This window comes from Halobacterium sp. KA-4 (genome assembly GCF_021028995.1).
Taxonomy (GTDB): Archaea; Halobacteriota; Halobacteria; order Halobacteriales; family Halobacteriaceae; genus Halobacterium.
This window is the reverse complement of record NZ_JAJJZG010000015.1, coordinates 66,253-91,731: the sequence shown is the minus strand read 5'-3', so window position 1 is coordinate 91,731 and position 25,479 is coordinate 66,253. Positions and strand designations below refer to the sequence as shown.

Sequence of the window (25,479 nt, the reverse complement as noted above, 5' to 3'; positions counted from 1 at the left end):
GACAGCGACAGCTCTCCGTCGGTTCGTCGACGATCTTCTCGTCAAGACCACCCAGCACAACCGCTCCGCCACAGAACTCAGGCTTCAGAAACAGCTAGCTGAGGATGCTTTGTGAGGTACTGAACCTCGGTCGCGAGTTCCGCCACCACCGGGAGGATGTGCGTCGAGAGAAACACCGTCGTCTCTCCGGCGGCCAGCTCGGTAATGGTATCACGCACGGTACGGGCGGCCCGTGGGTCGAGTCCGCTGGTCGGTTCGTCGAGGATGGCGACGTCTGGCTCGTGCATCAGGGCCTGAATCAGGCCGGTCTTCTGTTTCATCCCCTTCGAGTACGTCGAAATTCGGTCGTCTGCATCGGCGGTCAGGTCGAACCGGTCGAGTAGCTCCCCGATACGCGCTTCAATGCAGCCGGGATCCATGTCGCGGAGGCCGCCGTGGTATTCTAGTTGTTCGCGTGCGGTGAGTTCGTCGTAAATCGGTGGCGATTCCGGGAGATAGCCAATGTGCGGAATGATGGCTTTCCGGTCCGTAATCGGTTGACCAGCGACGTGCCCAGTTCCGTCCGTTGGCTGCGTGAGCGCCGTCAGCATACGTATCGTGGTGGTTTTTCCCGCCCCGTTCGGCCCGAGGAAGCCGTAGATCGACCCTGTTTGAATGGCGAGATCCAGGTCTGCAACAGCTGTTGTATCGCCGAACTCCTTCGTGAGGCCGTCCGTAGTGATCGCCAAGTGCTCAGACATTCCTCGACGTGTTGAGGTCCGGTCGTCTTGAGGGTGCTCCTATGATCGGTAGATACAGACGGTCAGAGTAGCACGTTAGCCAGACCGTGAAAATCGCGTTTCAATCGTGTTTTCGTGAGTTGAGTTCCACCAAAAGCCACCGAGACCGAATATGGTGAAAATGACCGCGATTAGAGCTTGGACTGTATTTCCCTGATAAATATGCACGATTAGCAGGACTCCAAATAGCAGGCCGAAACCCAAGAGGAGCCATCGACTTTCCATACGGAAGAGAGGAGAGATGTGAAATTAAACGTTTTGTCGATGGGCAATTCGCACCTTCTACGCATCGGCTGTTCCACCGATGCAATACGTCTAACTAATGGGATGTCAATGGCTCCCAGTGAAACAGTCAGACGATTGTGTACTGTTCGAACCGACGTGCCGCGGCGGCATACCCCCATTTTGCCACCATCACGGCCACACCCAATCCACCAACGACACCGCTCATACGCGCCCACCCGACCGGCACCACTCCGTTCGTGACCACTTCGTAGACGCCTGCTGGCGCGAGCAAGGCGAAGAGGACACCCCCGCCGAGAAGCCCGACGGCCAGTGAGTAGACGATAATAGCGGTCATGCTCGGCGGGACAATCCCGCTGCCTTGGCTGATCGTAACCGAACTAAACCTGGGGAAGCGCATCCCGATAGCGGGCGCGAGAACGACCGCAACCACGGTCAGCACTACACCAACGACCACGAACCCAACCCCGACACCAAGTGGATACGAACCCACAACGCTTCCAAGGAGCGTACACAGAACCGTGATCGGGAGGCCGTACAGGAGCCCCGGGAGCATGAACCCACGTACGTACTGCCGCCCAGAAATCGATGACGTGAGTGTGGCCGGCAAGACAGCTCCATCGTCGCCAAGCGGATTCAACCCGAACGCGGCCCCAGCAAGCCACGGGACGAACAACGCACACACGACCGACACGAGTGATAACGGTTCAGCGAGTTGCGTGTAGATGACACCGAGGTAGATCCCGAGCGAGACGACCAGCGTGACGAGAAACAGGAGTCGGCGGGGTGCTCGGCGGAGACGGAGCAACACGACTTGCGCGACGCGTTGAGTCGGTCGCCCAACGAACCCGGGGATGACGAGCGGAGAAATGCCCGCGGCCAACGCCTCGCCGTCGTGAGTCCGAGTACCGGTGGCAGTATCATCGCTCTCGCGGGTCGCGCTGCCGGGATCGGCCACCCAGTAGGCACCCGCGAGACGCTCGACGACGAGACTTCCACCGCCGATCACGGTGATACTCCCAAGTACGCCAGCCAGCGCACGACTGAGCGAAGCCGTGACAGGTGTCCCGAGGACAGCCAGATCAACGAGCCAACTGGTTGGGAGCCACACGAACGTCGCCACCTCCCAGACCGCTGGAACCCCACCGAAGAACTGCGCAACCAGATACACCACCACGGCAAGGACCACGAGTTGGACAATCAGCTGTCCCTGTTGATTAGCGAGCCCACGGGAGCGACCAGCGATGACCAGGTAGGCAAACCCGAGAGTGTACCCGACGACGAGAGCGGTCGCTGCGAACAAACCAACAGCCAGTGGAACCAACACCAGACTCATCGGTGAGAGAAACGCGTACCCGACGACGCCGACCAACAACACTGTTGGCGGTACGAGAACCAGACAGGCAGTGAAGAACTCCGTGAGGAGCATTCCAGCGGCGGTCGTCCGGGTGGAGACGGTCGTGAGGACGAATGCTTCCGCTCGCGGCTGTCGCCAGTACAGGAGCGTCCGCTGGCTGAAAAACCACACCACGCCCACCCAGAGAGCACTCACGCCCAAGCGAACCCCACCAGGAATCGAGATTGGGGCGTCGAGTGTTCGCAAGAGCAGGGCATAGAGAACGCCCATGCCGCCGAGGAAGATTCCAAGGCCGATGGCGGAGATTGCGAGGAGACGGATCCGGTATGGATTCCGTCGAAGCCCGCGGATCGTTTGCCGGACGCCAGCGACTCCCAGTTGAACACTGTGCCGCATCCAGTTCGCCTCAGTCATGACTCATCCGCCTTCACAGAATCAGATTCCTCGCTCGTGAGGTCGAGGAACGCCTCTTCGAGTGTCTGGTGATCGCCGGTCTCTGCGCGGTGCGTGAGGTCAGTTGGCGTGTCTTCCGCGACAAGCCGACCCTCGTACAGAACGCCGACCGTATCAGCCACTTCTTCGACGACCGGTAAGATGTGCGTTGAGAGGAACACCGTTGTTCCCTCGTCTGCAAGTTCAACGATCATTTCGCGGAGTGTGCGCGCGGCACGCGGATCGAGACCCGCGGTCGGTTCGTCAAGAAACACGACCGCGGGCTCGTGGAGGATGGCCTGGATGAACGCGGTTTTCTGCCGCATACCCTTCGAGTAGTCCGAGATACGGGTGTCTGCGTCTTCGCGGAGATCCAGGCGTTCAAGAAGTGATTCGATGCGGGCAGTCGCCTGCTCTTCCGGCAGGTCGCGCAGGCCAGCCGCGAGATCGAGCTGTTCGAACGCGGTGAGATTGTAGTACAGCGGCGGCGATTCGGGTAGGTAGCCGATCTGGCGGGTGACTGCTGTTCGGTCGGTGACTGATGTGCCGTTAATGGACGCACTCCCGCTGGTCGGTTGGATGAGCGAGGTCAACATCTGCATCGTCGTCGTCTTCCCCGCGCCGTTCGGCCCGAGAAAACCGTAGATCGACCCCTCCGGAATGGCGAGATTGAGGTCACTGACGGCGGCCGTGTCGCCGTACTGTTTCGTGAGGCCGTCCGTAGTGAGGGCCGGTCGACCCGCCACGGATTCCGTGCCCTGTCGCTGTTCAGTCATCGTTCGTGTCTCCGTACAGAGAGTGCTGTGCTGACATTGTGGTATCTCATGCAAGCGTATAGTCGTCGTACAGCCGTACCGCTCGTCGATAGGCGACGGTCGAGACGCTGACGGCGAGCCCGATCGTCACAGCGATTGAGCCGACCCGGACCGCCACCGTCGGGACGCCAAGCATTGTCGACACCGGATCGAACACGACGGAGAGGTAGCCGACCAACGCCGGCGAGCAGACGACCGCAACCAGCCCCAGCAGCTTCCCCATCCTGACGAACCCCGCTCCGCCGATTTCTCCATACATCGTCGAACTGGTGAGTGGCACCGGTACCGCCACGAGGTCGCGATACGAGACGCCCATCCCGACTGCGGTGGCGACAGTGATGGCACAGACGCTGAGAACGGCTCCAGTGACACCAAGCAGTACGGCTTCGAACACGCCGGGTGGCCCCAGGACCCCCAGACCGAACGTCGCGAGTGCCGTGACCGGCGTCCCGATGGCGACGCCGGCGAAGAGCGTCCCTCGGACGAACTGCTCGCCCGGACTTGTCGTGAACGTCATGGGAAGGGACGAATACTCGGTCGCAACCGGGGTCAGTCCGAAGGCGAGCCCGGATTCAGCTGCGAGGACGAAGGCGACCAGTATCGGTGCGAGCCGGACGCCACCGGCTACCAGCGCTGGGAACACCACGAGGAGCACGAGCAGGAAGACGTATCCAGCCATGAAGAGAGCGCGGGGGACGCGGCGTTCCTGGAGCCAGCGTTTCCGCGCGACTGTCAGGACGGGTCGCGAGACGTGGCCCGCGAACAGTCGCTCGGCGAGTCCGTCACCGACGAGTGACCGGGAACGGTGGAGGACCGCTGAACTGACCGGCTCCGTCTCCCAGACCCGCGTCGCGAGTACGGTTGTCACGACGGTCAACACGGGGAGACCACCGACGACCAGCGCGACCGCTCCGAGACTACGGAGCCCTCCCGATTGGACCGCGGGCAAACCCTGTAGTCCGAGGTCGACGAACCAGGCGGTCGGCAGCGAGGTGAGCCAGCGACGCAGGAATCCCACCGTCAACTGGTCGAGGTCTATCGCTGTCCAGCCGCCGAGGACGAGGAAGAAGCCGATCACAATGAGGGCGTTCTTGTAGCGTCGAAAGCGCGGTGAGCGGGTGGTAACGAGTTGTACGACGAAACTGAGGGCGACGCCCAGAAGCGCCGTGAGCGCGAACAGGCCAGCGACCGCAACGAGAATCGTGACCGCGCTGGCCGGCGCTCCGGTACCGACGGCGAACCCGATGGCGACGCTCACGGCGGTGAGCGATACCCGTGTGGCAGTTCGGGCGGCGACGGCCAGTACCACTCCGAGGACCACCTCGTGTGCGGGAACTGTGGTCAGCAAGTGATCGGTGTCGACGCGCTCTCCGAGTCTGGACGTTCGCTGGACGAACCCAACGAGCAACGCGAGACACCCCACCGTGACGGCGATCTGTAGCGTTTCGAGTGGGAGTGTATCCTGTCCGCGTCGGAGTGCTGATCCGAAGGTGTATACACCGAATCCACTGGCGACGGCGAGGCCCACCACTACTATCGCGATGATAGCGCGAAGGGTCGATGAGCGGCCGAGTTGCCGTCGAGTCCGTATCCGTTCGGTGCGTGCGATCTGCGCACTATGACGGAACCATGCTGGAACCTTCATATATCACTCACTCTGTCATCAAGTCTGATATGACGAGACGGTCGCCCTGAAAGGATGGGATGAATGAAGACGAGCGTCCAGTACGCGAAGCGGCCTACCAGACCCCGTCCCATCCGAAAGAGGCCGATCACCGCGACGAGAGCGCGCATAGACCGACGCGCGAATCTCGAACAAGTCAGGTCGGCTCGTGCAGCGTGTATGTAGCGACCTTCGCGGTGACACGTCATACATCAGGTCCTGGTTAGATGCTTGCAGCGGTGGTTATCGATGTACACTCGATTGACTCTGCGGTGGACATCAGTGCCGCCTCTGATAGCGAGCCGGTCACGCTGTACTGGTAGCCATCACACTCCCACGTGACGATTCCAATACTCCCTACACTCTGGTACGTTCCGGTCTCACCGTGTATTGAGACAGTCTCGCCATCCGGTGAGGCACCCATCTGGTAGTTCCGTTTCATCACCGACAGCGACGATGTCTCGTTCGCATACTGGAGCGAGACGCTCACGTTCCCCTCAGAACGGGTAACGCTGACCTGATCGAGGTCGAAGCTCTCGGGAACGTCCGGCTCGGGGAGTGCGTAGCTGACGTTCTGTGCAGCTTCATCGCGCGAGTCGTACGTCTGGACCGACGGCAGTGTCGTCGTCTCGACGGTCGCGTCAGCTGGCGGCTCGTACTCGAACGTGCTGTTCGGCACGCCCGTATTGAACGTGAGATTGCGATAGACGGTCGTCACGGTCGTCGTCTCGTTCTGAAGTGACATCGACAGCTCAGTTTTCACTGGGAACCAGCGCTCGGTGTCAATCCACACGGTGCCGTTCGTGGCAAACTCGGTGTCTTCCTTCGGCGTGAGTTCGAGGACGTACGTATCACGGCCGGCAACCGTTGCTGTTCCCTGCTGGGTAATGTCGTACTGGTCGGTGAACTGCTCGACGAGCTGGCCGTAGTTCGGCGTCGTCGGAAGTTCGAGCCCAGAGAGGTCGAGCTTTCGGGCGGTATTCTCGCTCGCGTCGTACGTCCACATAGCCGACCCATTGGAGACGACCAAGTCACCGGCCATCGAATCCGGACCCGTGTATTCTGTACGCGTCATACTGGACTCCGGTTTGGCGACCGTATGCATTACCGTCGTCTGATCCATGTCGGTGCCGGAGATCATCGTCGTGACGTTCGCTTCGTAGCTATCGATCTCGGTGTATTTCTGTTCGATTCGCTCACCGATCTGATCGGTAGTGAGGTCACCGCCGAGTGGCCCAGAGAGACAGCCGCTCGTGACGAGGAGGACGGCGAGGCCGACGGCCGACAACGCCAGCGGGGATTTGTTTGTGGCCATTGCAGTTGAACTACAGTTGCCGCTTAGTATGAGTACCCCCGCCGATTTTCCGGGCTGGAAAACTGGCTCACATAATTTTACTGTGGTGAGGACAATGATCCCTGTAGATGTCCGAACCGAGCATGGCGTCCGCGGTCTATCGGCGGGCGACGACCCAGCGGAATCTCACGATATTCGCGTCAATCCTCGTCGCTGTTCCGACGGCCTTCGTCTTCCAGGATCAAGTTGCTGGGGGTGAATTTGCCGCCAACTTCCTTCTATTGATGACACTTGCGGTGGGAGTTCCCTCGGCCTATGACGAGTACTGGCCGCAGTACGAACAGACGTGGAACGCCATCGCGTGGGTGCTTGTGGCCGCTGTCGTCGCCACGGTCGAATTCACTGGCCTCTATCTGCTGGGAACCGAATTCGTCAGTCTCTCCCCGACGGTCGCTGCCGTCGGTGCATTTCTCGTCACCGACCTCGGCAATCTCGCGTTGCTCTCGGCCCGACAGCGTCAGTGAGACAGATGAATATGGATAAAGATCTCCCGCTCGCCGTCCTCTGTGGTCTGTTGGTTGGTTTCGGTTTGTACTGGTTTCTCGTCCCTGACTGGTTCATTGCAGCAGGGACGGCGGCGGTTTACGCTGGAGCGGGATACTTCTATTTCGCATTCGACATCTCACTCCTTGGTAGCGCTGTCCAATTCGACGACCGAATAGACAGACTCGGCTACGCGATTGGTCTCTTCGGGCTGAGTGTGAGTCCGATAGCGTTCGCACAGTACTATGGGCAACAAGGCACTACGACGCTCCCGTTCGTGATTCTATTTATGGGCGTAATTGCATTCTTACTTTTCATTTCGAAGGCCCAGCAACAGACCGAACACACCCACTGAACCAAGCTATCAGGGACGGTCAAGGAGGAATGGTTGCTCTGAGTTATCTCCGGGCCATACGTATCTGTTGTCTAGGATCATAGTATTTTGCTCGATATCGGTAGGGATGTGGTTGCTATCCTTGTTCGTTGTCCGCCGAGATGTCCTCAGGATCGACTGGCAAGCCCTCGATCGCAAGTTCGACGAGCCCCGATACGCACATGCCAACGACCAAGAGCCAGTACCACAGCAGTGATGAGACGGCCCAGATGATCCCTACAACGGCTATTGCTTACTGAACATAATCCAGTGGTTGTCGGTCAGGGCAAGCCTCGTTTCATTAATCGCCATTCCATTGGATGTTTGATGATAGGAGTATCCTCGTTGGTTTTCCGGGTCAGAAAACTGGCCCACTGGCAGGACCGTTCGGGCGAAAGCGGATCGCTTACCCGCGTATCTGACGATATGTGACGAGCACGGCAGCGGCGGCCGCAATGACGCCGATTACGAGCGGAACTGGTTGGTTGGGGAATGCACCCCACTCCCAGTCGAGAAACACGGAGCCACCGATGGCGACAACAGCGACAATAATCCCGATCACGGTTCCGAGAGTCGATGTATCCCGCTGGAGTACCATACAAAAAGACCTACGAAGTCCCACTATAAGTATGGGCCAACACGACTCCAGCGAGGGGAACTGTGGATTCGTCTTTATAACTGCGCCAACGGAAGACATCAATGGAACGTGGAATGGACCAAGAGGATGAGGACGTCCGGGAAATTGCGTCTCTCCTCGCAGATGAATGCACACAGACGATCCTCATCGAAACAGCTACCGAGCCAATGTCCGCCGAAGAACTGAGTGACGTGTCCGATGTGTCGCCCCAGACCGTCTACCGCCGACTGGAAGCACTTGCAGAACACGATCTCATCACAGAGGATCTCCAGCCGGACTCCGAGGGTCATCACTACAAAGTCTATACCGCGACGCTCGACCGCGTTGTCGTTGACCTCACGTCGGATGGGTTTGAACTGACCCTGTCACGGCGTGACCGGATGGCAGACCGCTTCACACGGTTTATCGACGAGGTGCGAGACCGATGACTCTCCTGCAACTCAGCCCGAGTCTTCAATCACAAATTGCCTTCGTCCTGACCATCACCTCCACTGTACTCGGTCTCGCAGTTGGCTATCTCGCACTCCAGGGCTACTGGCGGAGTCGGAAACGGCCCATGTTGTTCATCGCCGTTGGGTTCTTCCTCGTCTTCTGGACGCCTGTCTTGCTCGTTGCGGGGCCGTACCTCGCGCCAGTAATCGGCCCGTTTGTGTACGGTGTGCTCGGCGAAGTAAGCCAGATACTTGGGCTGGTGAGTATTCTGTATGGATTGCGGATGCCGCTCAGTCGGTCGGACTGAACTCCTGACTGCATTGATTCAATGCCGTGACAGCAGCATCCACGTCCTCGATATCCGCACGATCACATCGGTGGGCTGGCCGCCACCACGCGGTCGGCCGAATGACGAGTGTATCGTCCGTGAGGTCATAGCTCGCGAACGCTGACCACGGCCGGAACTGCTGCTGGAGCGGGCGTTCAACGACGAGGCCGGCCTCGGTCACGCGGAAGGTTCGTGGATTCACCGCACCCGCCAGAGGCGTCCACAGAAACATGAGAAGATACAGGGAGCCCGCCCAGTCGACCCCGAACGCGACTTGGGCGACGATACCGCCGACGTAGCCGACGCTCGCAATGACTGCGACGCCAACGGAGACGCGACGCCAGCGTGGCGGCCAGCGTGCCTCCCACTGTGCGAGGTCGTCAACACCTTCGAGGGTGGCCGCCGCGTGTCGAGTCCGACTCATCGTGGTCAGTATGAGACCGAGAAACAGTCCACCAACCGTGGCGACCATCGCGAGGAGTGCCGCTATGCCCGGTGGTTCGACACCGACGACAGCGGCAGCACCGAACACACCAACAAACCACGCGAATGGAACGACGGCAAGGAGCCACGTTGCGTCGCGTCGGCCGAGACTGACCGCGAGTCCAGGCGTCCGGGAGACGGCCCAGCCTGCGACGATAGTGATGCCTGTCACAGCGCCAAGGAAACTGATGTAGAGGATGGCGGCATCCGCGATAGCGCGCGCAAGTCCGAGCATGACCACCGGTGTGAGAAGGGCGGCGACGTACAGACCAACGACGAGCGCATACTCGGCGTCGGGGCGCTCGGCGTTCGCCTGGCGCAGCGCAGCGCGCGTGTGGGTCGCCATAGTGAACCGTTACACATCGGTCTGGAAAAGACTACCTCCAACCGCACTACATCATTTTCCGAGTTGTAGGCGTGAACTAGTCGGGCAAGAACGGGACAGCTGGAGAAGCTGTCAGAGAACCGTTCGCACACTTCGTTACAGACGAGAGGGATGGTTCGCCCAAAGGAGGCGTGTATTACCTGAATCGACGAGCGAGTTCGTATGCAATCGTCGTCGGAAGGAAGATTCCCAGTACGACGAACGTGATTTCCCCAGTAGTTGGCCCTGATGGAGTGAGCGCACTATAGAAATAGAGTGCGCCGGTTGCGAGGACGCCAACGATAGTTGCAACGTATCTCGGATCGCTCCAAGAAGTCGGGAACTCGGAGGACGACATGACGCCACCTACTTTCGCACCGGTGATATAATTTTACAGAGTCAGGAGAGGGGCAGATACTGGTCGATACTGAGAATAAGCATAATTGGCCCTATTGAAATCCATAGATCGTGGTAGGTTTAGCACCTACAGCGCTAAGTACTGTCGAACGACTGGTAGAAATCCGGTTAGGCTGGATCCCGAAACCAGGAAACAACTGCGCTGCCGACCATAATAACAGTACCAATCGGTTCGACCCAGGGGAGAATTGGCGAGTTTGCAGTAAGAAGATCATCGAGAAACAGTCCTAGCGCCGCTCCAATCAGGAATATGACGGTACCGACGTTTTGATTGCTAGTCCAGTTCTCCATTCCGTGACTGGTAGATGGCGAGGAGACAAGCGAGGACGAACAACCCGAGAACAACGATATTCGTCCATTCCATATTCTGAATCTAAAAGACCATATATCGTTTCTGGTGGGAGGGGCGCAGACTGCCCTTAGCGTTCGGTCATCTCTCAAGATTGAGCGTTCAGTACAGTGCCGTACATACTGGCTGGATCAGAGATACCGACACTTGATCTCGGCTGTTATGGCTCAAACTAATCGGTGGTGTCAGGTGCTCAGTTCCGCAACCGTTCCAGAAAATCCAGAAAGATGCTCACGTCTTGGAGAAAGTGGTACCCGACGTAGACGACGTTGCCGACGATCAGCACAGCTAACGGAATGTAGAACTCGAACCACAGGCTGGTAGCGACGGCTAGTACCCCCATGGCAACTGGGCAACCTAAAGCTACTGTATCTCAGTGGTTTGTCGGGAATTTGGCTGGTGATTCTGCCTTTTCAATGTGGGTGGGCCGCGACCGAACAGGAATCCGTGCTGACTAAGTGCTGTGTATGCAGCCTTCACCGACCAACTATTCGCACGAGAAATCGTTTAGAAAATATGATCTAAACAGATATGCACTTCTCCATTTCTCGTTCGAGAGTTATTGGTTTTCGAGAGCGTCGAGGATGCACGCAGAAGCGATTACAGCCTCTTTCGGGACGTCGCTGGCATCGTCGATACTGACCGTGTAGGCATCCCGCAGTGAGAACTTCCCTTCGATGTCGCCAACGTGGTCGCCGTCGGCGTCGAATATCTCGTACTTGTTCGGGATGAGGTTCGCAACGGAGACGAGGTGCCGAAGTGCCGAGAGGGGTTTGCTCTTCGATTCAATCGTCGCCAGGGCCTCCCCCGTGTCAGGGTCTCGAACCGTCCAGTTCTCCACGAACAACGAGTAGTCCTCGTCGAGGACGACAACTTCCTCGTCGGTGCCTGCGTCCGTGATGGTGTAGTTCCCTGCGACGTCCATGATGCCGCCAGCTTTCACGGTGAACGCGTCCTCGTCGTCACCAGTGACGAACGGGAACTCTTCTTTCATCTTGAACATCTTCTGTTTTCCGCGCAGGGCGACATCGCCAGTGCTGTCACGGACGACGTACTTGTTCCGGATTGCTGACTGCTTGACCTCGTAGCGGTCGTCGTCGAGATCGACTGTGGAGATGTCGTAGTCGCCTGACGGTGAATCAGATGCGGAGGGCTCAGCCATATGGATAACGGGTGAGCCACGTTTCCAAAAACCTTCTGTCACCCCTGGTAAGCATTAGACAGTTGGATCAGGAGCACTTCTGTCAGAGGAGGGTTGTTTGACGCATATTTCTACAACTTCCGTGCTCCATTGCTTCAGGAGTTGTGCCGCATCACGAGGAGTGACATCAGCATACTTACTACAAGAAGGCCGTATACGCAGCCCATCAGCGGCTCGACGCCCAGTGACGGAGCAAGTAGATAGCCTGTGACAAATCCGAGTGGCTCAAGAATAACCGCCAGGATTATGATCTGATGTTGGAAGGGCTTGGACTCGAACCAGCGGGGAATATGTCGAACCACGAGTTGAGTTCGCCGTTTTTTGGCTACACTTTTACGCATCGGTTCATCGAGTCGAATCACCGCTCTCTCACGATTTGACGGCCGTGAATTTGCGGTTCGCGGCCGCGAAATCCGCTCCACCCATTATATGTCCCGCAGAACATATCTCGGACTACCGTGTCCGGCCTTCCGACTTGGATCGACGACCGAATCGGTCGAAACCTCAACAATACGCTGACACAGGAGCATGTTGTCGAGACGATGACCGAATCAGATCGGCCATTCTTCTCGATTCGCCAGCTCCAAGCGCGTGTCAAGCCCGACGTTAGCAAGGCGACCGTCCGGAACCGGTTGAATGAGTTACAGGTGATTGACATCGTTGCCACTGAGACGTATCCTGAGTCAGTTACCCTGTACTACATCAACCATCCAGAGTCAAACTGGCCGTTGTCACCGGAAGGAAAGCGAGCCCTCACGACCGAGACCCCGCTGGATCGGCTCTCCACGCGCGGCTTCCTCACGATGTCGGACACAGCAGGAATCCGCACGCTCGTGCTCGCTGGCCTCCAACTCAGCCTTGTACTGTTCGTATTCGGCGGCATTCTAACTATCATCGGGACAGACATCAGCAGCACAGGCAGCGATATCGCCTTCTGGGATACGGCATTCGATGTACTGTTTGTGAGCCTCTTATTGCTCGTCACCGAACGCGCAGCTCGGTGGATCCGGAGACGACACAGCCACAGGGAATAGCCTTTCAACTGATTGCTCTGATGAACCGATTGAAAGACACTTCAGACAATGCGACACACGACACAAATGACATCAACGACATCCACTCCGGGTACCGGCCCAGAATTGCTCACTGAACGATCCATCGGCGGGATCTTAGTCCACATATTCGCACTTGGGACTGGCATTATCGGTGCTGGACTCGTCTACTTAATCTCGAATAACGAGTTCACACAAACGAATGCCCGCAACGCGTTAAACTGGCACGCATCAGTATTAGCCCTCACTATTATTGCTATTCTCGTGTTCTTTCTCGGTGCCGATGAGCTAACGATTGGTGGTGAGGTAATGGAGTGGTCCCTGCTTCCCTCACCACTTGATACCGTATTTGCTCTCATCGGTACACTGTTACTGATACTAGTGGTGCTTGCGGCGTTCCTTACAGGAATCTTTACACTGATTGCCACGGTCAAAGCGATCTTCGGTACTGCGTGGGAATACCCGCTCGCACGAAATTTCGTTCAACGGTACGCCTGAATGCGGTGCTCTCCTAGCGAACAGTCTTAGAATCAACCGGCTCTGTTGAAACCCTCAACAGCTAACAGATTTTGAGGAGAGGCGGTCAGTACAGGTAGTTCACTTACCGTTCCGAGCAGAGCGTACGTCTAACAGCGTTATTGATTGTCGGTACCAGAATACCATTTCCAGAAATCAATTCCTGTCCAGGCAGTGTACACGGCTGAGAGCGGAACGAGCAGATAAAACGGGTCGATACTGAACACAACCAAATCGAGAGAGTAGCTTCCTGGCGGGGCGTACAAGAGTGTGGCGACTAACACAGCGACACCGACACCAACATTGCTTAGATGCCACAGGAAATCATCCGCATACACGATTTTCCTACCGAGTGCATCCATACGATTGGGTACGTTCGCCTGTAGATATGAGTTCCGCCAGCTGAGTGTCTGTCGAGTATCGGTAGATTTGCGTGCTCTATTTCGCGCTCGTTTCTCGGGGACTGACCGCTCACTACAGGCGATGAACGTATCACGCTATCGAGACCGTGAAAATCTCGTTTCGATTGGGTTATCGTGAGTCGTGTTCCACCAGAAGCCACCGATCCCGAAGACGGTGTGAACGACTCCAATGAACGCCAATAGGGCCTTTCTCTGGGAGATGAACCCGAGTGTTAGCGCTGCGAAGAGCAGGCCGTACCCCAAGAGGAGCCATCGGCTGTCCATACTGCCAATACGACAACCGTCCACATTACTGTATTGACGATGGTCGGTACTTTCTCTGCATTGGACGATTACAGCGTCTCGTCAAGGTTGTGAACGAGACAGACAACGATACGTTCACGTGGTTGTATCCACTTGATTCATAGCCGTCAAACGCACCGTACGTGCGCTTGCGGCAGGAGTTCACCATCTCGTTCAAACTACGTTAATTGTGTAGATAGACATCCAAACGAACGTTCACTCCGATCGAGAGGTGGGGAACTCTTGCTGTTTGATGAGAGACGAACGCTCACTTCGCAGGCTACCGAACGAATCTTCTGATCATCATACCCGATAGATCCATATCAGTCTGTCCGATTGTGTTCCGATGGGGATTCGTAGTGACGGGCACCGCGAAGCATTCGGACTGCGATGGCGACAATGGCGATCCCGAACAGTCCCCAATACCACGCTGAATCAGCTGTCGGCTTCCAGAATTCCAAGACACCGACACAAACTGTGAGAACCGCAACGTAGAGTGTGTTCACCCCGATGAAGTTCGCCAACCCTTCCTCGTCGGCAACTTGAGCGGGTTCGTAACCAGCAATCAGGTGCATCATACCGGCGTACTTGATCAACATCCCAAGTATACCGACGAAAATTCCACTTCCGATGACGAGAATAGCGCGTTCAACCATGGTACTACTCGGAATCCGTCACTCTCCCTGGGGCAACAGTTTCGAGGTTGAATTGCCAGTACAGGATGAACACGCCTGCGAACAACGCTGCCCACAGATGGAATCCGCCGCTCAATCCCCAGAGGCCGACCGTTCCGATTGCCCAGACCGTGACCAGCAGTAGTGAAACGCCCAGCCACGCCAATCGATCCGCCTCTTTGTCTCGGAGATGGATGAGATAGGTGACTGCTCCCAGAACGCCAATTGCTCCCCAGCACACGCCCCGTAGTATCGGAGACGATCGGTTTTCCTTCATCGCCTCCCGATACACGTACTGGCCGAGGAGTCCCCAGAAGAACAGGAATGTCAGCCCGACAGTGATCCAGTCCATATTATCAGTGATTTGTATTATTTGAAAGTCGTTTTCCTACTCGTCAGTGTATTCAGCCTGACGCGGTCGGAACAGCGCGTCGTTCACCATGCCGGTTTGGGAAGACGGTACGCTGTCGTTATCCCCAGCCTGTACGTACGCGCGTGCCATAATTGCGAGAATGACGATATTGACGATCCCTGTTTCGGCGAGTGCGAGGAACTGCGCTGGAACCGGCTGAAGAACCGCAAAGACCCCAAACGAAACAGCTATATGAGGAATCATCGGGAGAACTGCCAGCACAAGGAGTCGAAGGCGGTGGCCTCGCGTGAGTCGCCAGCTACCGGCGAGCGCACCAATAGCGTTCTTATCCCGGATCGCAATCTCCTGCCCCACGAAAACCAAACTCACGCCGAGGAACACGCTTGGCACGAGAAGCATGAGGCTAAATACGCCTAAGAGGAGCCAGCCCAGCCAGTCACCGAGTAGAAACGCAGTTGTTGCCGGGCCAGCGACCGAAAAGAGACCCCAGAAGCCGACGCCCACGCAGAGCCCAGCGACGATGAGAAACGATAGTGAAACCAGCCAGCTCCCGACGAAACTGTTGAGCGTCGCCCAGCCTAATCGATGAAAGATGAACTCGTCGGGGATCTGGTTCGTCCGCTCACTGACGAACGTCCGGTGAGCGATCACTTGAATCGGGATCGTGAGCAATCCACCTGTGAATGACACCAGCAGTGCCGCTTGGAGCGACACGAGTGCAGGTAACTGTGCTCCGGGCGTTGGGCCAACAGCCCCCGTTTCTCCTGGGACCGATGGAACGGTCGGCGGTCCAAGCGGAACCACCGTTGTTGTAACAGCGTAGACGAGCCCGCCCTGAAGCAAACTGACGACGAGGTAGACACCTACCAGAAGGAGACCGTTCCGGGTGAACGCCCGGAGGAGGCCGTTCTTGAGTGCGGTACGGACGCGGAGGGTCATAGTGATAGTCACGCAAAGGGCTGTCTTAATCGCCGTGGTATCACTGAGAAATGCACTTGGTCACGCACTGTACTGAAAACTGGACAAGTGTGGTGGGGGGCCGTGATCAGCGGGCCTGACGAGCGACAGATCACCCTATGAGTGGGACTGCCGTATATGTGCACGCCGTTTTTCCGGCCCAGAAAATCGAATACGTATTTTACCTCAATCGAAATAGACCGATACACGTGAGTGAGGACTGCTCCCCGAGCGAGCTCTTTGCGCTCCTCGACGACGAGTACGCGCGGGCGATCCTCACTGCAACGAGTACCCAATCGATGTCCGCGAAATCCCTCAGCGAGGAATGTGATGCCTCCCTCCCAACCGTCTACCGGCGCGCTGATCGACTCATTGAGTGTGGGCTCCTCGCCGAACGGACGGAAGTTGTCGAGGATGGTCACCACTACAGCGTCTACGAGGCACAACTCGACCGACTGACCGTCGAACTCGACGACGGTGAACTGCACGTCGACGTCGAAGAGACCCCCGCGGACGACGTGGCGGATCGCTTTACCGACATGTGGGAGGACATCTAACGATGCTGCTACAGTTTGGAGTGGAGCAAGCATACACGGATTATCTCATCCACCTCGCCGTCACGCTGATTGCGATGATGTTGGCGCTCTACATCGTCTTCCAGGCCTTTCGAGGATATCGACGCAATGACAGCCAGCGGATCCTATTCTTAGCCATTGGCCTCGCCCTCCTTACACTCGCCCCGTTCGCGCTCTCTATACTAGGAGCATCACTCGGCAACTCGCTCGGGCTCGGCCCACGCCTCTACACCTTCTACCTCCCGGTAGCGAGTCGGCTCCTCGAAATTTGCGGCCTTGGCTGTATCCTCTACTCGCTGTTCATCCGCAACTAACACCCAGACCGATTCCACCATGACTGCCATCGAAACCACTGAACTGACGAAACGCTACGAAAATACACTCGCCGTTGACGACCTCGACCTCTCGATTCCAGAGGGCGTCGTCTACGGTTTCCTCGGCCCAAACGGCGCGGGGAAAACCACGACGATGCGGATGCTTACTGGTCTCACGCAGCCAACCAGTGGGACCGGCTCCGTCGCTGGCGTCACGGTCACGGATCGCGACGGCCTCCGCACGCACATCGGCTACCTGCCCGAAGAACCACCGCTGTACGAACAAGCGACCGCCTACGAACAACTCGACTACGTCGCTGGCCTCCGAGACCTCCCTGAGGAGGCGACACGGGAACGCATTGATGGACTTCTCGACGAACTGGATCTCACGGCAGATGCCGGCACGCGGATATCGGACTACTCGAAGGGGATGCGCCAGAAAGTCGCCTACATTCAAGCCGTGCTGCACGAGCCCGACGTCGTCTTCCTCGATGAACCCACGTCCGGGCTGGATCCACGCGCTGCCCGTACGATCCGGGAGATGATTACGGATCTCGCCGACGCGGGGACGACCGTCTTCCTCTCAACGCACATTCTTCCCGTCGTCGAAGAGGTTGCCGACACGGTCGGGATTCTCTACGACGGCCAGCTTGTTGCTGAGGACGCGCCTGATGCACTCACGCAGCGTGCTGAAACCGGGGCGACACAGACGCTCGAAGACGTGTTCCTCGAACTAACGGGGACGGATCCCGCTGCGGACGTGGAGGCCACGAATGGCTGAAGCGGGCTGGCCGCGCCACGCCCTCAGCGTCGGTGTCTTCGAGTTCCAACGGTCAGTACGCGCGCTCTGGCAGGGTAAAGTTCGGTTTGCGTTCATGGCCCTCGGCGTGCTGATTCCGTCACTCGTAGGGACAGCTGTTGTCGTCGTGTTCGCCGATGCGATACGTGGTGTCGAGGCGCTCGCAGTTCCAGATCTGGTTCGAGGCATGATTGCACTCTTCTGGCTGTTCGGGGTGTACCTCGTCGCGCAGCGTGTTGTTTCAGCGCGAACGCGCATCGAAGCCGAGCCGTTGATGCTGACGACCGTGTCGGCACGAACGGTTGCCGGGGGGCTGCTTGTTGCGGAGACGCTGCGGATACTCGCCTATATTGGATTCCCGGCCCTCGTGCTGACTGGTGTTGGTGCCTTCCTACTCGGCTCTCCCGCCAGTCTCGTCCTGATACCAGTAGCCGCCCTTCTTTTCACGGCGACCGTGGTCGTCACGGGATCGATAGTCGGCTATGCGGCGGCGTGGTTCGTTGCGACCTCACGGTTCGTTGCTCGCCACAAGACGGTGCTCGGAACTGCTGCCTCACTGATTGGGATGGGTGGCTACTTTCTCTTTCTCTATCCCCAGATCGGTGGGGTGAGTCAGGCCGCGCTCGCGTGGTTCCCGATGGGCTGGTTTGCCGACCTCGCAGCCGTTGGAACGAGATTTGTTGGGTCCCCACTCCGGGCCGCCGGGGCGGTCGTCGGAAGTGCGGTGCTCCTCCTCGGTGGTGGGGCCATCGTCGAACGTGAGACGGTCGCTCTCTGGTTTACGGAAGCCGTAAGCCCCGATAAGGAGGACACCGCTCAGGAACCCGAGCACACGGCAGCGAGTGAGGACTCTGTACGGACAGCTCGTGGTGATGCGCTCGCAGCCGCAGTGAAGCCACTGGGTGTGCCTGCGTTCGTTCCGACACCGATGCGACGGGTTGCGGAATGGACGCTCTTGCGAACACGACGTGATCCGAACCGGCTGATGTTTCTCATGATTCCCGTGTTTGCGGTTGGAAGTCCACTCGTCAGTACGGGGCTTCAGTCGGGGTCGATATTTGCGCTCCTTGCGCCCGTGGGTGCGGTCGTGCTGCCGTGGCTCGCCGGGTCGTTATTCGCTATGAACCCGCTCGGCGATGAAGGAGCGGTGCTGCCAGTGACGCTGACGGCGGTCTCCGGGAAACAGTACGTTCGTGGATTGATGGTGCCGGGCTTGCTCCTCGGACTCCCGATTGTGGTTGCTGTAACTGGGATTGCCGGAGCACTATCGCCGTATTCACTCGGTGAGAGTGTCGGCCTAGTCGCCCTTAGTGAGGGTGTCATAGAAGAGTTCTCATGGTTTGCTGAATCAGCTCTAACGAATTGAAAGCGCCGTACACTTGGTGCACGCTATTTTTAGCTTGTCGTAGCTATGGCGAAAGAGAAATTCGGAGTCGCTGTTGACGAGGAAATTGTGCGAGAAGTGGACGAACTGGTCGCTGAGTGTGACGATCTCGGAGCCAGCCGCTCCGAGATCGTCGAGGCCATCCTCACAGCGTTCGTCCAATCTGGGTCAAACCACGCTGAGCGAGTGAGAGAAATCATAATTCGGAAACGAAAGGGTACTCTCTAAGTATCTCAACATACCGTGCACCAAGTGCACGGCTTTCTAAGCTAGTAATGCTCTATAACAATCAGAAACTCTACTATAGTGTGTGAAGACTTCTATGACACCCTCGCCCTTAGTGTGTATTTAACGTGCGTGGCAGTCACGATTACGCCCGCCATCGGGATGGCGTTGCCGCGTTTCAGCGCAATCAGTGTCGGCCAAAGTCGAGATGTCCTCCCGCCACGAATGAGCGCTGTCGCCGTCCACGTGGTACTGTCCGCACTTCCCGGCGCGTTGTTGGCAGCGCTGCTAATCGCGCCAGAGCTGGCGCGAGTGGTTATTGCTGGCGTGTTCGGCTTCGCACCAGCATTTGTACTGGGACTACTTCCTGGCTCGAACAGCGGCTTGCTAGCTGGAGCTATAGAGTGGTTTAGTGGCGTCGGTCAGGGAGTTCAGGCAGTCGGTCTTGCCCAGTTGCAAGTAGGTGGTGGGGGGATGTTACTGGTTGGCGGTGGTCTCGTCGCATTTCTCCTGTACCGGAACGCTGTCCATCGGTTCGAGGGATACTCCCCCCTGTGAGAGCACTGAAATGGGAATTAGAACGTATGTCCATAGTCCATATTTCGGGTGACCCACTCAAATGAGCGTGATCCAAGCGACGGACTTGACAAAACGGTATGGTGACACGATCGCTCTTGATGAGCTTACGCTTTCAATTCCGGCGGGTGTTGTATACGGGTATCTGGGACCGAACGGAGCCGGGAAGACGACAACAATGCGGATACTGACGACGCTCACCCAACCAACGAGTGGGACTGCATCGATCAACGGCACCCCGATCACTGACCGAACCACAGTGACACGCCAGATCGGCTATCTTCCCGAATCACCGCCACTGTACTACAATCTCACGGCGTCCGAACAACTCGATCTCGCGGCTGGACTGCGTGACCTTCCGGAAGAGCAGGCGACTGCCCGCATTGAATCACTCCTCGACCGCCTGGATCTCCGCGAAGACGCAGACACCCGTATCTCCGATTACTCGAAGGGGATGCGGCAGAAGACCGCGTTCATCCAGGCCATCCTCCACGAGCCCGCGGTCGTGTTTCTTGACGAACCGACCGCGGGTCTCGATCCGCGCGCTGCGCGGACACTCCGTGAGATGATTGTCGAACTCGCAGACGAGGGCACGACGGTGTTCCTCTCGACGCACATCCTACCGGTCGTCGAAGAAGTGGCTGATACGGTCGGCGTCCTGTATGAGGGACAGCTCGTTGCGGAAGGGACACCGACTGAACTCACACACCGCGCAGAGACTGGTGGCAACCAGACACTAGAAGAGGCGTTCCTCAACCTGACGAGCGACGAATCCGACTCCGTAGAGGCGGATGAGCATGACTGAGACGAACTGGATGCGGCACAGCGTGCAATTGGGGATCGTCGGCGTCCGACGGACGATCCGTGGGCTTCGACGGAACCCCTACCGGCTCCGCCTCCTCGGTATCAGTGCCATCTGCGGTGTGATTTCCTTCGGCGGAATGGGTGTTCTCTATGCCCTGCTCTTACGAACACTCGATGCCCCGATTTCGATTCCTGGTAGCGTTCGCTTGGGCGTGAGTGCCTTGTGGGTGGGCGCGGTATGGTTTTTCAGCCAGCGGACTCTCCTGTACTGGCGACGACCGAAAGCCGAGGCGTTCGTCCTCACGACCGTCTCAACCCGGACGGCGGCCGTCGGGATGCTTTTCACCGAGTTCTTCACCGCCTGTCTGTTTCTCGTGCCGCCTACAGTGTTGCTGGTCGGCGTCGTCGGGTATGCGTTTCTCTCACCAGTGAGCCTGCTGTTGGTTCCACTGGCTGTCGGTCTGTTCGCGGCGAGCGCAATCGTCGTCGGCTACACGCTCAGCTTCGCCTATCTGTTCGTGGCCGCTCGATCCCGCGGTCTCGCCAATCAGCAGGGTCAGTTGATCGTCCAATTCGTGTTCCTCGTTGTGGTGGGGTATCTCGTGGCAACAATTCTCGCAGACCTGCCCGCAATCTGGGAGGTGACGACGTTCGCGTGGGTGCCGATGAGCTGGCTCGTCGACCTTGCTGTCCTCGGAACGCCCGTCACAGCCTCTCTCGGCCGCGCGCTGGCTGGCGTGACTGGAGGTGTCTTGGTAATCGGCAGCGGGAGTCTCGTCGTCGAGCGCCTTGCGCGTGCTTACTGGCTAACAGATCCCGGCAGTACGACCCACGATGGCGGTGAGACTACACCGAGCTCACGGTCTCACGACGGCGGGACGCTGGCCGCGGGCATTTCGCCGCTTGTCATCCCGGAGTTCGTTGGGCGACCGACGCAACGGGTGGCACAAATGGTGCTGCTCCGTCTTCGGCGAGCACCCCGACGGCTACTATTCCTCGTCACGATAGTCATCTCTCTTGGAATCTATCTCGGCGTTATCTATGTCCAACTCGACGAACCATTGGCTCTCGTACCGGTCGTGTGTGCACTGCTCTTCCCGTGGTTTGCAGGAGCCGCATTCGGATTGAATCCCCTTGGCGACGAAGGATCTGTCCTGCCTGCAACGCTTACATCCTCGATTTCTGGGCGGCAGTTCGTGCGTGGATTGATGGTGCCGGGACTGCTGTACGGTCTCCCGATTACGGTTCTCTGTACGTTCGTTGGAAGTATCGTAGGTCCGTACTCGCTACGTGTGCAGGCTGGATTCGTCGTGATTGGTGGCCTGTTGACTGTGGTTGCAGTTGGCCTTGCGCCAGCGGTCGGCATGCAATTCCCGAGGTTCAGTGCGGTTACTATTGGGAGGAGCGGCGGTGTCGTTCCACCAAGTATGACCGCGATTATTGTCTATTCACTGGTTGTCGGTCTTCTCGGGTGCGGCACTGTCTTTGCGCTGCTCGCACCAGCAAGCATCTATGAATACATTGCTGGCGGTGTGGTCTCGGTTGGAATGATGCGTTTCAGTAGTGTTGTGAGTGGATTGGGTATTGGCCTGGTGGTGGCGAGATGGAGCTACCGCGCTGCCGCCAGGCAATTCCGTCGGTATACACTCGCCTAACTATAGTCTGAACCTCTCCAATTGGCTCTGGTGGAATCCGCGAGTGTTCAGGGAGTTAGTCGGCCATAGCTATAACCCCGAATTGGTCAGTACAGGTCAAAGATTGAGTACCATCAGTGAATTAATGTGTATGCTGGGACGGATATGAATCCCTCAGTTACGTTTCTCGCCAGTATTTCCAGAGATAGAAGAGGTCGCTGGGATACAATAACTTGACAAGCTCACGCTTGTTGCCATTGTTAATCTCCGATAGGGTATCACGGTTGAGCTTATTCAGGTCTCGCATAAGTCGATCGTACCGTTCGTTTGGCGCGAGGTACAGCAACCTCGTCATCATCAGGCGACGGTCCTGTCTGGGCGCAACCTGCTCGTTCCAGAGGTCGTCGTATACCGCCATCTCCTCAACGGAGGTCTCCACCTTCCCAGTAAGACAACGGTCGGCTGTCACTGCAGCCGCACGAGCTGCCTTCATACATTTGTATATCCCCTCTCCCCACACAGGGTCAACTGAGGGAACGGTATCACCAATCGCCATGAACGAATCAGTACTCATCGACTCCGGATGTTGGACATGTGCAGAACCGCGCACCTGATTATCCGCAATACGTCTGGCGTTCTCAAAGCGCGGATCGGTGTCGAGCCAATATTCAAGGTAACCGTCTACAGTGCGATTTTGGGTGGCGTGCTCTCGGTAGCGCTCGTTCTGGATGTAACAGACACCAACTTTCGCCGTGTCTTCGCCGGTGTGGAAGATCCATGAATAGCCGCCAGGAGCGTACTCATGATCCAGCCGTAGCATCATCGCATCAGTGAGGTCAGCATAACCAGGATGGTTGAGATCGATGCCTTCAAACAAGTACTCAATGCCAATCGCGTGGTTCTGGCGTTCAAGATTGGCTACACCCAAATCTTTGGCCAGAGGCGCTGCCGGTCCCGTGGCGTCAATGACAATCTCGCCGTAGACCTCTTCGTCGTTATTATACCGGACACCGACAACATCCTCGTCTTCAACGATCGGATCACGGACGCGGGCGTCAAAGCGATACTCAGTGCCCTTTTCGCGGCCGTCCTCAACGAGGAATTTCTTGAACTCCGCGAAGTCCAAGACAAAACCCGGCTGATCTTGGATGAAGTACTCGTTAGGTGACTCAAGAACCACCGAATCGGTCGCGTGCATGACCACGTCGTCTGGGATGCCGAAGGAGGTCATCATCGACGCGAACGTTCCACCTGTGGATTTGTTGCTCTGTGCTGGGAACTCTTCCTCTGCCTCGGTCTCCAAAACAACCACATCGTAGCCACGCTTAGCGAGATCTCGTGCACACTGCGCCCCCGCCGGGCCTGCGCCAGCGATTACCACGTCGTAGCGATCGTGCATTTCTGATATACAAATAATCAAAAGAGGTCGAAAGGGTATTGAAACACAGTACCACTTCCGGTTTGTTTTCCACTCAGACTCTCACCTCGCGATATAGTTAGTGGGCAGACATCTGCGACACAATATTAACGCAGTATACACCACCGATGATGAGGAGGATTCCGATAATCCCAGCTAGATCGATTGGCTCATCAAAAACGACGACACCGATAGCTGCTACACCGACGATCCCCAATGCTGCCCACGTCCCATAGACGACACCGATCGGTAATTCTTCTAGCGTCAGAGATAGAAGATAGAAGGCTGCTCCGTATCCGATGACAACACCGAAACTGGGACCCAGTTGTGAAAACCCATCGGATAGTTTGAGGGCAGTCGTTCCCATAAGTTCGGAGAGTATTGCACCAGCAAGCAGCACGTACGGATTCATATTGATGTATCTGGAAGTCACCCATATGCGACTATTGAAACAGAACAGCACTTACAATTCGTTTGGACTTACAACGATACTCTATGACAGAGTTGGGCGAACTAGGGCTTTCAAGTTACGAGGAGAAGGTATATCGGACGCTGCTAGTGACGGGTGCAGTAACTGCGACTGAACTCTCCGATATTAGTGGCGTTCCGAAAGGCCGTATTTACGATGTGCTCAACGGCCTCGAAGCTCGCAAATTGGTTCGGATGCAGTCAAACGACCCAAAAAAGTTCGTCGCCGTAGAGCCAGAAACTGTCGTCGACAGACTTCTAGCTGAACGGACGTACGAATTGAAGCAGGAGTGGAATCGTTATCGAGAGAGGGCTGAAACAGTCCGTTCAAATCTTCTGCCGACACCACCGACCGAGAGTAGCTTCTGGCCCGGGTCGCTCGGGAGCGACAATATGAGCACAGCTCTTCAGCAACACATGCGCACCGCAGAAGACTTTGTCCATGCTATCGTTGGAACGCCCTATGAGAATTCGACGTGGGAAACGCTACAAACTGAATTTGAGGCCTTTTTCGATGGTGCTAGCACAGATCTCACAGTGGACCTCTTGTTTAGCGAGAAAGTGGTTACCGCACTTCCTGATAGATTCCCGCGCCTGATTGATGACCAATCAGTAGACGTGACTGTCAGAACGATTCCTGATGTCGCACTATCATTCGATGTAGTCGATCAAGTAGAGACGACAATTGACATCCCACATCCAGTATCCGGTGACGATCGGCTCGGGGTGGTAGGAATCAAAGATTCGCAAGTCGTCGAAGAGTTTGAGAGGTACTTCCAACAACTGTGGACCAAGGCAGATCCCCTCCTCTAGTAAATTCCAGATGCTGCTGAAGCACGTAATCTACTCGACTCGGTCGTTAGAACGAGTTATGGTGCCGGAGTTAGTGAAAAATCGACAGTTGAGTTCGGTACACAACAATATAGGCCGTCAAAGAAGCCGCGACCCAGAGGACTGCTTGTGGAACCGGGTTACTCCCGGAGAGGGTCAGCCCTGCTGCAAGGATCACTAGCATCCCCATGAGTCCCCAGACGAATGCGGAGGCAATCAGGACGAACACGTATTCGCCGAGCCGTCCGAGCGACCAGTCACCCGCGACGACGGGATACGCGCTGCCGACCGCCAACACACCGACAACCATGTTGACTGTCGCGGTCGACCCCGGAGATCCGAGAACGGCGTTTCCAAGCGAGACCAGCGGATACAACGCTAGTATGAACCCGAACACTGCCAGCAGGAAATCAACGGTTGCTGAGAGCCAAGAGCCCAGTCCTCGCTCGACAGCCACTATATCCAC

Annotated in this window: 31 protein-coding genes; 14 read left to right on the top strand and 17 right to left on the bottom strand. The window is 57.2% G+C overall.

Annotation, left to right across the window (positions count from 1 at the left end; translation table 11 throughout):
- Nucleotides 1-77: 77 nt before the first annotated feature.
- From LPA44_RS14015 to LPA44_RS14000, 4 genes are all read right to left on the bottom strand, one after another.
- Nucleotides 78-740 carry an ABC transporter ATP-binding protein gene (locus tag LPA44_RS14015; protein ID WP_230890158.1) on the bottom strand — a complete coding sequence of 221 codons (663 nt, stop codon included), beginning with the start codon at nt 738-740 and terminating at the stop codon, nt 78-80.
- A gap of 391 nt (nt 741-1,131) precedes the next feature.
- Nucleotides 1,132-2,793 (bottom strand): hypothetical protein, encoded by a 1,662-nt coding sequence (locus tag LPA44_RS14010; protein WP_230890157.1) that lies wholly within the window; start codon nt 2,791-2,793, stop codon nt 1,132-1,134.
- Nucleotides 2,790-3,587: an ABC transporter ATP-binding protein gene (locus LPA44_RS14005; protein WP_230890156.1), complete on the bottom strand. Its 798-nt coding sequence runs from the start codon at nt 3,585-3,587 to the stop codon at nt 2,790-2,792. Before LPA44_RS14005 ends, LPA44_RS14010 begins: the two co-directional genes overlap by 4 nt.
- Before the next feature lie 46 nt (nt 3,588-3,633).
- On the bottom strand, nt 3,634-4,704 hold the full coding sequence (locus LPA44_RS14000) for a hypothetical protein (protein WP_230890155.1): 1,071 nt from the start codon (nt 4,702-4,704) through the stop codon (nt 3,634-3,636).
- Nucleotides 4,705-4,755: 51 nt separating this feature from the next.
- Between LPA44_RS14000 and LPA44_RS13995 the strand changes: the two genes are divergently transcribed.
- Complete coding sequence (locus LPA44_RS13995; protein WP_230890154.1) at nt 4,756-5,067, top strand: hypothetical protein; 312 nt, start codon at nt 4,756-4,758, stop codon at nt 5,065-5,067.
- 445 nt (nt 5,068-5,512) lie between these two features.
- Here LPA44_RS13995 and LPA44_RS13990 read toward each other — a convergent pair whose 3' ends face one another.
- The gene (locus tag LPA44_RS13990) at nt 5,513-6,604 is read right to left on the bottom strand and encodes an outer membrane lipoprotein-sorting protein (RefSeq protein ID WP_230890153.1); all 1,092 of its coding nucleotides are present in this window, start codon (nt 6,602-6,604) and stop codon (nt 5,513-5,515) included.
- A gap of 107 nt (nt 6,605-6,711) precedes the next feature.
- On the opposite strand from LPA44_RS13990, the gene LPA44_RS13985 reads away from it, so the two are divergent.
- The gene (locus LPA44_RS13985) at nt 6,712-7,107 is read left to right on the top strand and encodes a hypothetical protein (protein ID WP_230890152.1); all 396 of its coding nucleotides are present in this window, start codon (nt 6,712-6,714) and stop codon (nt 7,105-7,107) included.
- Between the two features lie 11 nt (nt 7,108-7,118).
- Entirely contained in the window at nt 7,119-7,481 is a 363-nt protein-coding gene (locus LPA44_RS13980; RefSeq protein ID WP_230890151.1) for a hypothetical protein, read from the top strand.
- Nucleotides 7,482-7,905: 424 nt separating this feature from the next.
- Here LPA44_RS13980 and LPA44_RS13975 read toward each other — a convergent pair whose 3' ends face one another.
- Nucleotides 7,906-8,097, bottom strand: coding sequence for a multidrug transporter (locus tag LPA44_RS13975; RefSeq protein WP_230890150.1), 192 nt, complete (start codon nt 8,095-8,097; stop codon nt 7,906-7,908).
- 113 nt (nt 8,098-8,210) lie between these two features.
- Here LPA44_RS13975 and LPA44_RS13970 point away from each other — a divergent pair, with 113 nt between their 5' ends.
- Both LPA44_RS13970 and LPA44_RS13965 read left to right on the top strand, forming a co-directional pair.
- Nucleotides 8,211-8,564: an ArsR/SmtB family transcription factor gene (locus tag LPA44_RS13970; protein ID WP_230890149.1), complete on the top strand. Its 354-nt coding sequence runs from the start codon at nt 8,211-8,213 to the stop codon at nt 8,562-8,564.
- On the top strand, nt 8,561-8,875 hold the full coding sequence (locus LPA44_RS13965) for a DUF7521 family protein (RefSeq protein WP_230890148.1): 315 nt from the start codon (nt 8,561-8,563) through the stop codon (nt 8,873-8,875). Before LPA44_RS13970 ends, LPA44_RS13965 begins: the two co-directional genes overlap by 4 nt.
- Here LPA44_RS13965 and LPA44_RS13960 read toward each other — a convergent pair.
- The 4 genes from LPA44_RS13960 to LPA44_RS18465 all read right to left on the bottom strand — a co-directional run bounded on the left by LPA44_RS13960 (nt 8,859) and on the right by LPA44_RS18465 (nt 12,051).
- A complete protein-coding gene (locus LPA44_RS13960) occupies nt 8,859-9,725 on the bottom strand; it encodes a hypothetical protein (protein ID WP_230890147.1) in 867 nt (288 codons plus the stop codon). The genes LPA44_RS13965 and LPA44_RS13960 overlap by 17 nt on opposite strands.
- Nucleotides 9,726-10,702: 977 nt before the next feature.
- The gene (locus LPA44_RS13955) at nt 10,703-10,852 is read right to left on the bottom strand and encodes a hypothetical protein (RefSeq protein ID WP_230890146.1); all 150 of its coding nucleotides are present in this window, start codon (nt 10,850-10,852) and stop codon (nt 10,703-10,705) included.
- Between the two features lie 216 nt (nt 10,853-11,068).
- Complete coding sequence (locus LPA44_RS13950) at nt 11,069-11,671, bottom strand: LURP-one-related/scramblase family protein (RefSeq protein ID WP_230890145.1); 603 nt, start codon at nt 11,669-11,671, stop codon at nt 11,069-11,071.
- Nucleotides 11,672-11,805: 134 nt separating this feature from the next.
- The gene (locus LPA44_RS18465; RefSeq protein ID WP_442903402.1) at nt 11,806-12,051 is read right to left on the bottom strand and encodes a hypothetical protein; all 246 of its coding nucleotides are present in this window, start codon (nt 12,049-12,051) and stop codon (nt 11,806-11,808) included.
- A 117-nt stretch (nt 12,052-12,168) separates the two neighbouring features.
- Between LPA44_RS18465 and LPA44_RS13945 the strand changes: the two genes are divergently transcribed.
- Both LPA44_RS13945 and LPA44_RS13940 read left to right on the top strand, forming a co-directional pair.
- The gene (locus LPA44_RS13945) at nt 12,169-12,744 is read left to right on the top strand and encodes a hypothetical protein (protein ID WP_442903401.1); all 576 of its coding nucleotides are present in this window, start codon (nt 12,169-12,171) and stop codon (nt 12,742-12,744) included.
- A 66-nt stretch (nt 12,745-12,810) separates the two neighbouring features.
- Nucleotides 12,811-13,260: a DUF4870 domain-containing protein gene (locus LPA44_RS13940; RefSeq protein ID WP_230890143.1), complete on the top strand. Its 450-nt coding sequence runs from the start codon at nt 12,811-12,813 to the stop codon at nt 13,258-13,260.
- A gap of 137 nt (nt 13,261-13,397) precedes the next feature.
- Here LPA44_RS13940 and LPA44_RS13935 read toward each other — a convergent pair whose 3' ends face one another.
- The 4 genes from LPA44_RS13935 to LPA44_RS13920 all read right to left on the bottom strand — a co-directional run bounded on the left by LPA44_RS13935 (nt 13,398) and on the right by LPA44_RS13920 (nt 15,968).
- Nucleotides 13,398-13,640, bottom strand: a complete 243-nt coding sequence (locus tag LPA44_RS13935; RefSeq protein WP_230890142.1) for a hypothetical protein — start codon at nt 13,638-13,640, stop codon at nt 13,398-13,400.
- Nucleotides 13,641-14,305: 665 nt separating this feature from the next.
- On the bottom strand, nt 14,306-14,638 hold the full coding sequence (locus tag LPA44_RS13930; RefSeq protein ID WP_230890141.1) for a DUF3784 domain-containing protein: 333 nt from the start codon (nt 14,636-14,638) through the stop codon (nt 14,306-14,308).
- A 4-nt stretch (nt 14,639-14,642) separates the two neighbouring features.
- Nucleotides 14,643-15,008 (bottom strand): hypothetical protein, encoded by a 366-nt coding sequence (locus LPA44_RS13925; RefSeq protein ID WP_230890140.1) that lies wholly within the window; start codon nt 15,006-15,008, stop codon nt 14,643-14,645.
- 36 nt (nt 15,009-15,044) lie between these two features.
- Nucleotides 15,045-15,968, bottom strand: a complete 924-nt coding sequence (locus tag LPA44_RS13920) for a hypothetical protein (protein ID WP_230890139.1) — start codon at nt 15,966-15,968, stop codon at nt 15,045-15,047.
- Nucleotides 15,969-16,195: 227 nt separating this feature from the next.
- Here LPA44_RS13920 and LPA44_RS13915 point away from each other — a divergent pair, with 227 nt between their 5' ends.
- The 6 genes from LPA44_RS13915 to LPA44_RS13890 all read left to right on the top strand — a co-directional run bounded on the left by LPA44_RS13915 (nt 16,196) and on the right by LPA44_RS13890 (nt 22,318).
- On the top strand, nt 16,196-16,543 hold the full coding sequence (locus LPA44_RS13915; RefSeq protein ID WP_230890138.1) for a winged helix-turn-helix domain-containing protein: 348 nt from the start codon (nt 16,196-16,198) through the stop codon (nt 16,541-16,543).
- A 2-nt stretch (nt 16,544-16,545) separates the two neighbouring features.
- Nucleotides 16,546-16,875 (top strand): DUF7521 family protein, encoded by a 330-nt coding sequence (locus LPA44_RS13910; RefSeq protein WP_230890137.1) that lies wholly within the window; start codon nt 16,546-16,548, stop codon nt 16,873-16,875.
- Between the two features lie 19 nt (nt 16,876-16,894).
- Entirely contained in the window at nt 16,895-17,656 is a 762-nt protein-coding gene (locus tag LPA44_RS13905) for an ABC transporter ATP-binding protein (RefSeq protein WP_230890136.1), read from the top strand.
- Between the two features lie 94 nt (nt 17,657-17,750).
- The gene (locus tag LPA44_RS13900; RefSeq protein WP_230890135.1) at nt 17,751-19,040 is read left to right on the top strand and encodes a hypothetical protein; all 1,290 of its coding nucleotides are present in this window, start codon (nt 17,751-17,753) and stop codon (nt 19,038-19,040) included.
- Between the two features lie 862 nt (nt 19,041-19,902).
- Nucleotides 19,903-20,664, top strand: coding sequence for an ABC transporter ATP-binding protein (locus tag LPA44_RS13895; RefSeq protein WP_230890134.1), 762 nt, complete (start codon nt 19,903-19,905; stop codon nt 20,662-20,664).
- Complete coding sequence (locus LPA44_RS13890) at nt 20,657-22,318, top strand: hypothetical protein (RefSeq protein WP_230890133.1); 1,662 nt, start codon at nt 20,657-20,659, stop codon at nt 22,316-22,318. The genes LPA44_RS13895 and LPA44_RS13890 overlap by 8 nt, the downstream gene beginning before the upstream one ends.
- A gap of 157 nt (nt 22,319-22,475) precedes the next feature.
- On the opposite strand, the gene LPA44_RS13885 is transcribed toward LPA44_RS13890, so the two are convergent.
- Both LPA44_RS13885 and LPA44_RS13880 read right to left on the bottom strand, forming a co-directional pair.
- Entirely contained in the window at nt 22,476-23,696 is a 1,221-nt protein-coding gene (locus LPA44_RS13885; RefSeq protein WP_230890132.1) for a digeranylgeranylglycerophospholipid reductase, read from the bottom strand.
- A 97-nt stretch (nt 23,697-23,793) separates the two neighbouring features.
- Nucleotides 23,794-24,126, bottom strand: a complete 333-nt coding sequence (locus LPA44_RS13880) for an SMR family transporter (RefSeq protein ID WP_230890131.1) — start codon at nt 24,124-24,126, stop codon at nt 23,794-23,796.
- Nucleotides 24,127-24,209: 83 nt separating this feature from the next.
- Between LPA44_RS13880 and LPA44_RS13875 the strand changes: the two genes are divergently transcribed.
- Nucleotides 24,210-24,995: a TrmB family transcriptional regulator gene (locus LPA44_RS13875; RefSeq protein ID WP_230890130.1), complete on the top strand. Its 786-nt coding sequence runs from the start codon at nt 24,210-24,212 to the stop codon at nt 24,993-24,995.
- A 70-nt stretch (nt 24,996-25,065) separates the two neighbouring features.
- Here the strand turns inward: LPA44_RS13875 and LPA44_RS13870 are convergent, their stop codons facing one another.
- Nucleotides 25,066-25,470 carry a hypothetical protein gene (locus tag LPA44_RS13870; protein WP_230890129.1) on the bottom strand — a complete coding sequence of 135 codons (405 nt, stop codon included), beginning with the start codon at nt 25,468-25,470 and terminating at the stop codon, nt 25,066-25,068.
- Between the last annotated feature and the right edge of the window lie 9 nt (nt 25,471-25,479).

What these genes read in the sequence shown, in the direction of transcription:
- LPA44_RS13975 (WP_230890150.1), bottom strand. Translation starts at nt 8,097, where the DNA reads ATGGTACTCCAGCGGGATACATCGACTCTCGGAACCGTGATCGGGATT.
- LPA44_RS18465 (WP_442903402.1), bottom strand. Translation starts at nt 12,051, where the DNA reads ATGCGTAAAAGTGTAGCCAAAAAACGGCGAACTCAACTCGTGGTTCGA.
- LPA44_RS13960 (WP_230890147.1), bottom strand. Translation starts at nt 9,725, where the DNA reads ATGGCGACCCACACGCGCGCTGCGCTGCGCCAGGCGAACGCCGAGCGC.
- LPA44_RS13875 (WP_230890130.1), top strand. Translation starts at nt 24,210, where the DNA reads ATGACAGAGTTGGGCGAACTAGGGCTTTCAAGTTACGAGGAGAAGGTA.
- LPA44_RS13905 (WP_230890136.1), top strand. Translation starts at nt 16,895, where the DNA reads ATGACTGCCATCGAAACCACTGAACTGACGAAACGCTACGAAAATACA.
- LPA44_RS13965 (WP_230890148.1), top strand. Translation starts at nt 8,561, where the DNA reads ATGACTCTCCTGCAACTCAGCCCGAGTCTTCAATCACAAATTGCCTTC.
- LPA44_RS14015 (WP_230890158.1), bottom strand. Translation starts at nt 740, where the DNA reads ATGTCTGAGCACTTGGCGATCACTACGGACGGCCTCACGAAGGAGTTC.
- LPA44_RS13990 (WP_230890153.1), bottom strand. Translation starts at nt 6,604, where the DNA reads ATGGCCACAAACAAATCCCCGCTGGCGTTGTCGGCCGTCGGCCTCGCC.
- LPA44_RS13885 (WP_230890132.1), bottom strand. Translation starts at nt 23,696, where the DNA reads ATGCACGATCGCTACGACGTGGTAATCGCTGGCGCAGGCCCGGCGGGG.
- LPA44_RS13950 (WP_230890145.1), bottom strand. Translation starts at nt 11,671, where the DNA reads ATGGCTGAGCCCTCCGCATCTGATTCACCGTCAGGCGACTACGACATC.
- LPA44_RS13880 (WP_230890131.1), bottom strand. Translation starts at nt 24,126, where the DNA reads ATGAATCCGTACGTGCTGCTTGCTGGTGCAATACTCTCCGAACTTATG.
- LPA44_RS13940 (WP_230890143.1), top strand. Translation starts at nt 12,811, where the DNA reads ATGACATCAACGACATCCACTCCGGGTACCGGCCCAGAATTGCTCACT.
- LPA44_RS13925 (WP_230890140.1), bottom strand. Translation starts at nt 15,008, where the DNA reads ATGGACTGGATCACTGTCGGGCTGACATTCCTGTTCTTCTGGGGACTC.
- LPA44_RS13900 (WP_230890135.1), top strand. Translation starts at nt 17,751, where the DNA reads ATGGCCCTCGGCGTGCTGATTCCGTCACTCGTAGGGACAGCTGTTGTC.
- LPA44_RS14005 (WP_230890156.1), bottom strand. Translation starts at nt 3,587, where the DNA reads ATGACTGAACAGCGACAGGGCACGGAATCCGTGGCGGGTCGACCGGCC.
- LPA44_RS13890 (WP_230890133.1), top strand. Translation starts at nt 20,657, where the DNA reads ATGACTGAGACGAACTGGATGCGGCACAGCGTGCAATTGGGGATCGTC.
- LPA44_RS13895 (WP_230890134.1), top strand. Translation starts at nt 19,903, where the DNA reads ATGAGCGTGATCCAAGCGACGGACTTGACAAAACGGTATGGTGACACG.
- LPA44_RS13985 (WP_230890152.1), top strand. Translation starts at nt 6,712, where the DNA reads ATGTCCGAACCGAGCATGGCGTCCGCGGTCTATCGGCGGGCGACGACC.
- LPA44_RS13930 (WP_230890141.1), bottom strand. Translation starts at nt 14,638, where the DNA reads ATGGTTGAACGCGCTATTCTCGTCATCGGAAGTGGAATTTTCGTCGGT.
- LPA44_RS13910 (WP_230890137.1), top strand. Translation starts at nt 16,546, where the DNA reads ATGCTGCTACAGTTTGGAGTGGAGCAAGCATACACGGATTATCTCATC.
- LPA44_RS13955 (WP_230890146.1), bottom strand. Translation starts at nt 10,852, where the DNA reads ATGGGGGTACTAGCCGTCGCTACCAGCCTGTGGTTCGAGTTCTACATT.
- LPA44_RS14010 (WP_230890157.1), bottom strand. Translation starts at nt 2,793, where the DNA reads ATGACTGAGGCGAACTGGATGCGGCACAGTGTTCAACTGGGAGTCGCT.
- LPA44_RS13935 (WP_230890142.1), bottom strand. Translation starts at nt 13,640, where the DNA reads ATGGATGCACTCGGTAGGAAAATCGTGTATGCGGATGATTTCCTGTGG.
- LPA44_RS13970 (WP_230890149.1), top strand. Translation starts at nt 8,211, where the DNA reads ATGGACCAAGAGGATGAGGACGTCCGGGAAATTGCGTCTCTCCTCGCA.
- LPA44_RS13920 (WP_230890139.1), bottom strand. Translation starts at nt 15,968, where the DNA reads ATGACCCTCCGCGTCCGTACCGCACTCAAGAACGGCCTCCTCCGGGCG.
- LPA44_RS13980 (WP_230890151.1), top strand. Translation starts at nt 7,119, where the DNA reads ATGGATAAAGATCTCCCGCTCGCCGTCCTCTGTGGTCTGTTGGTTGGT.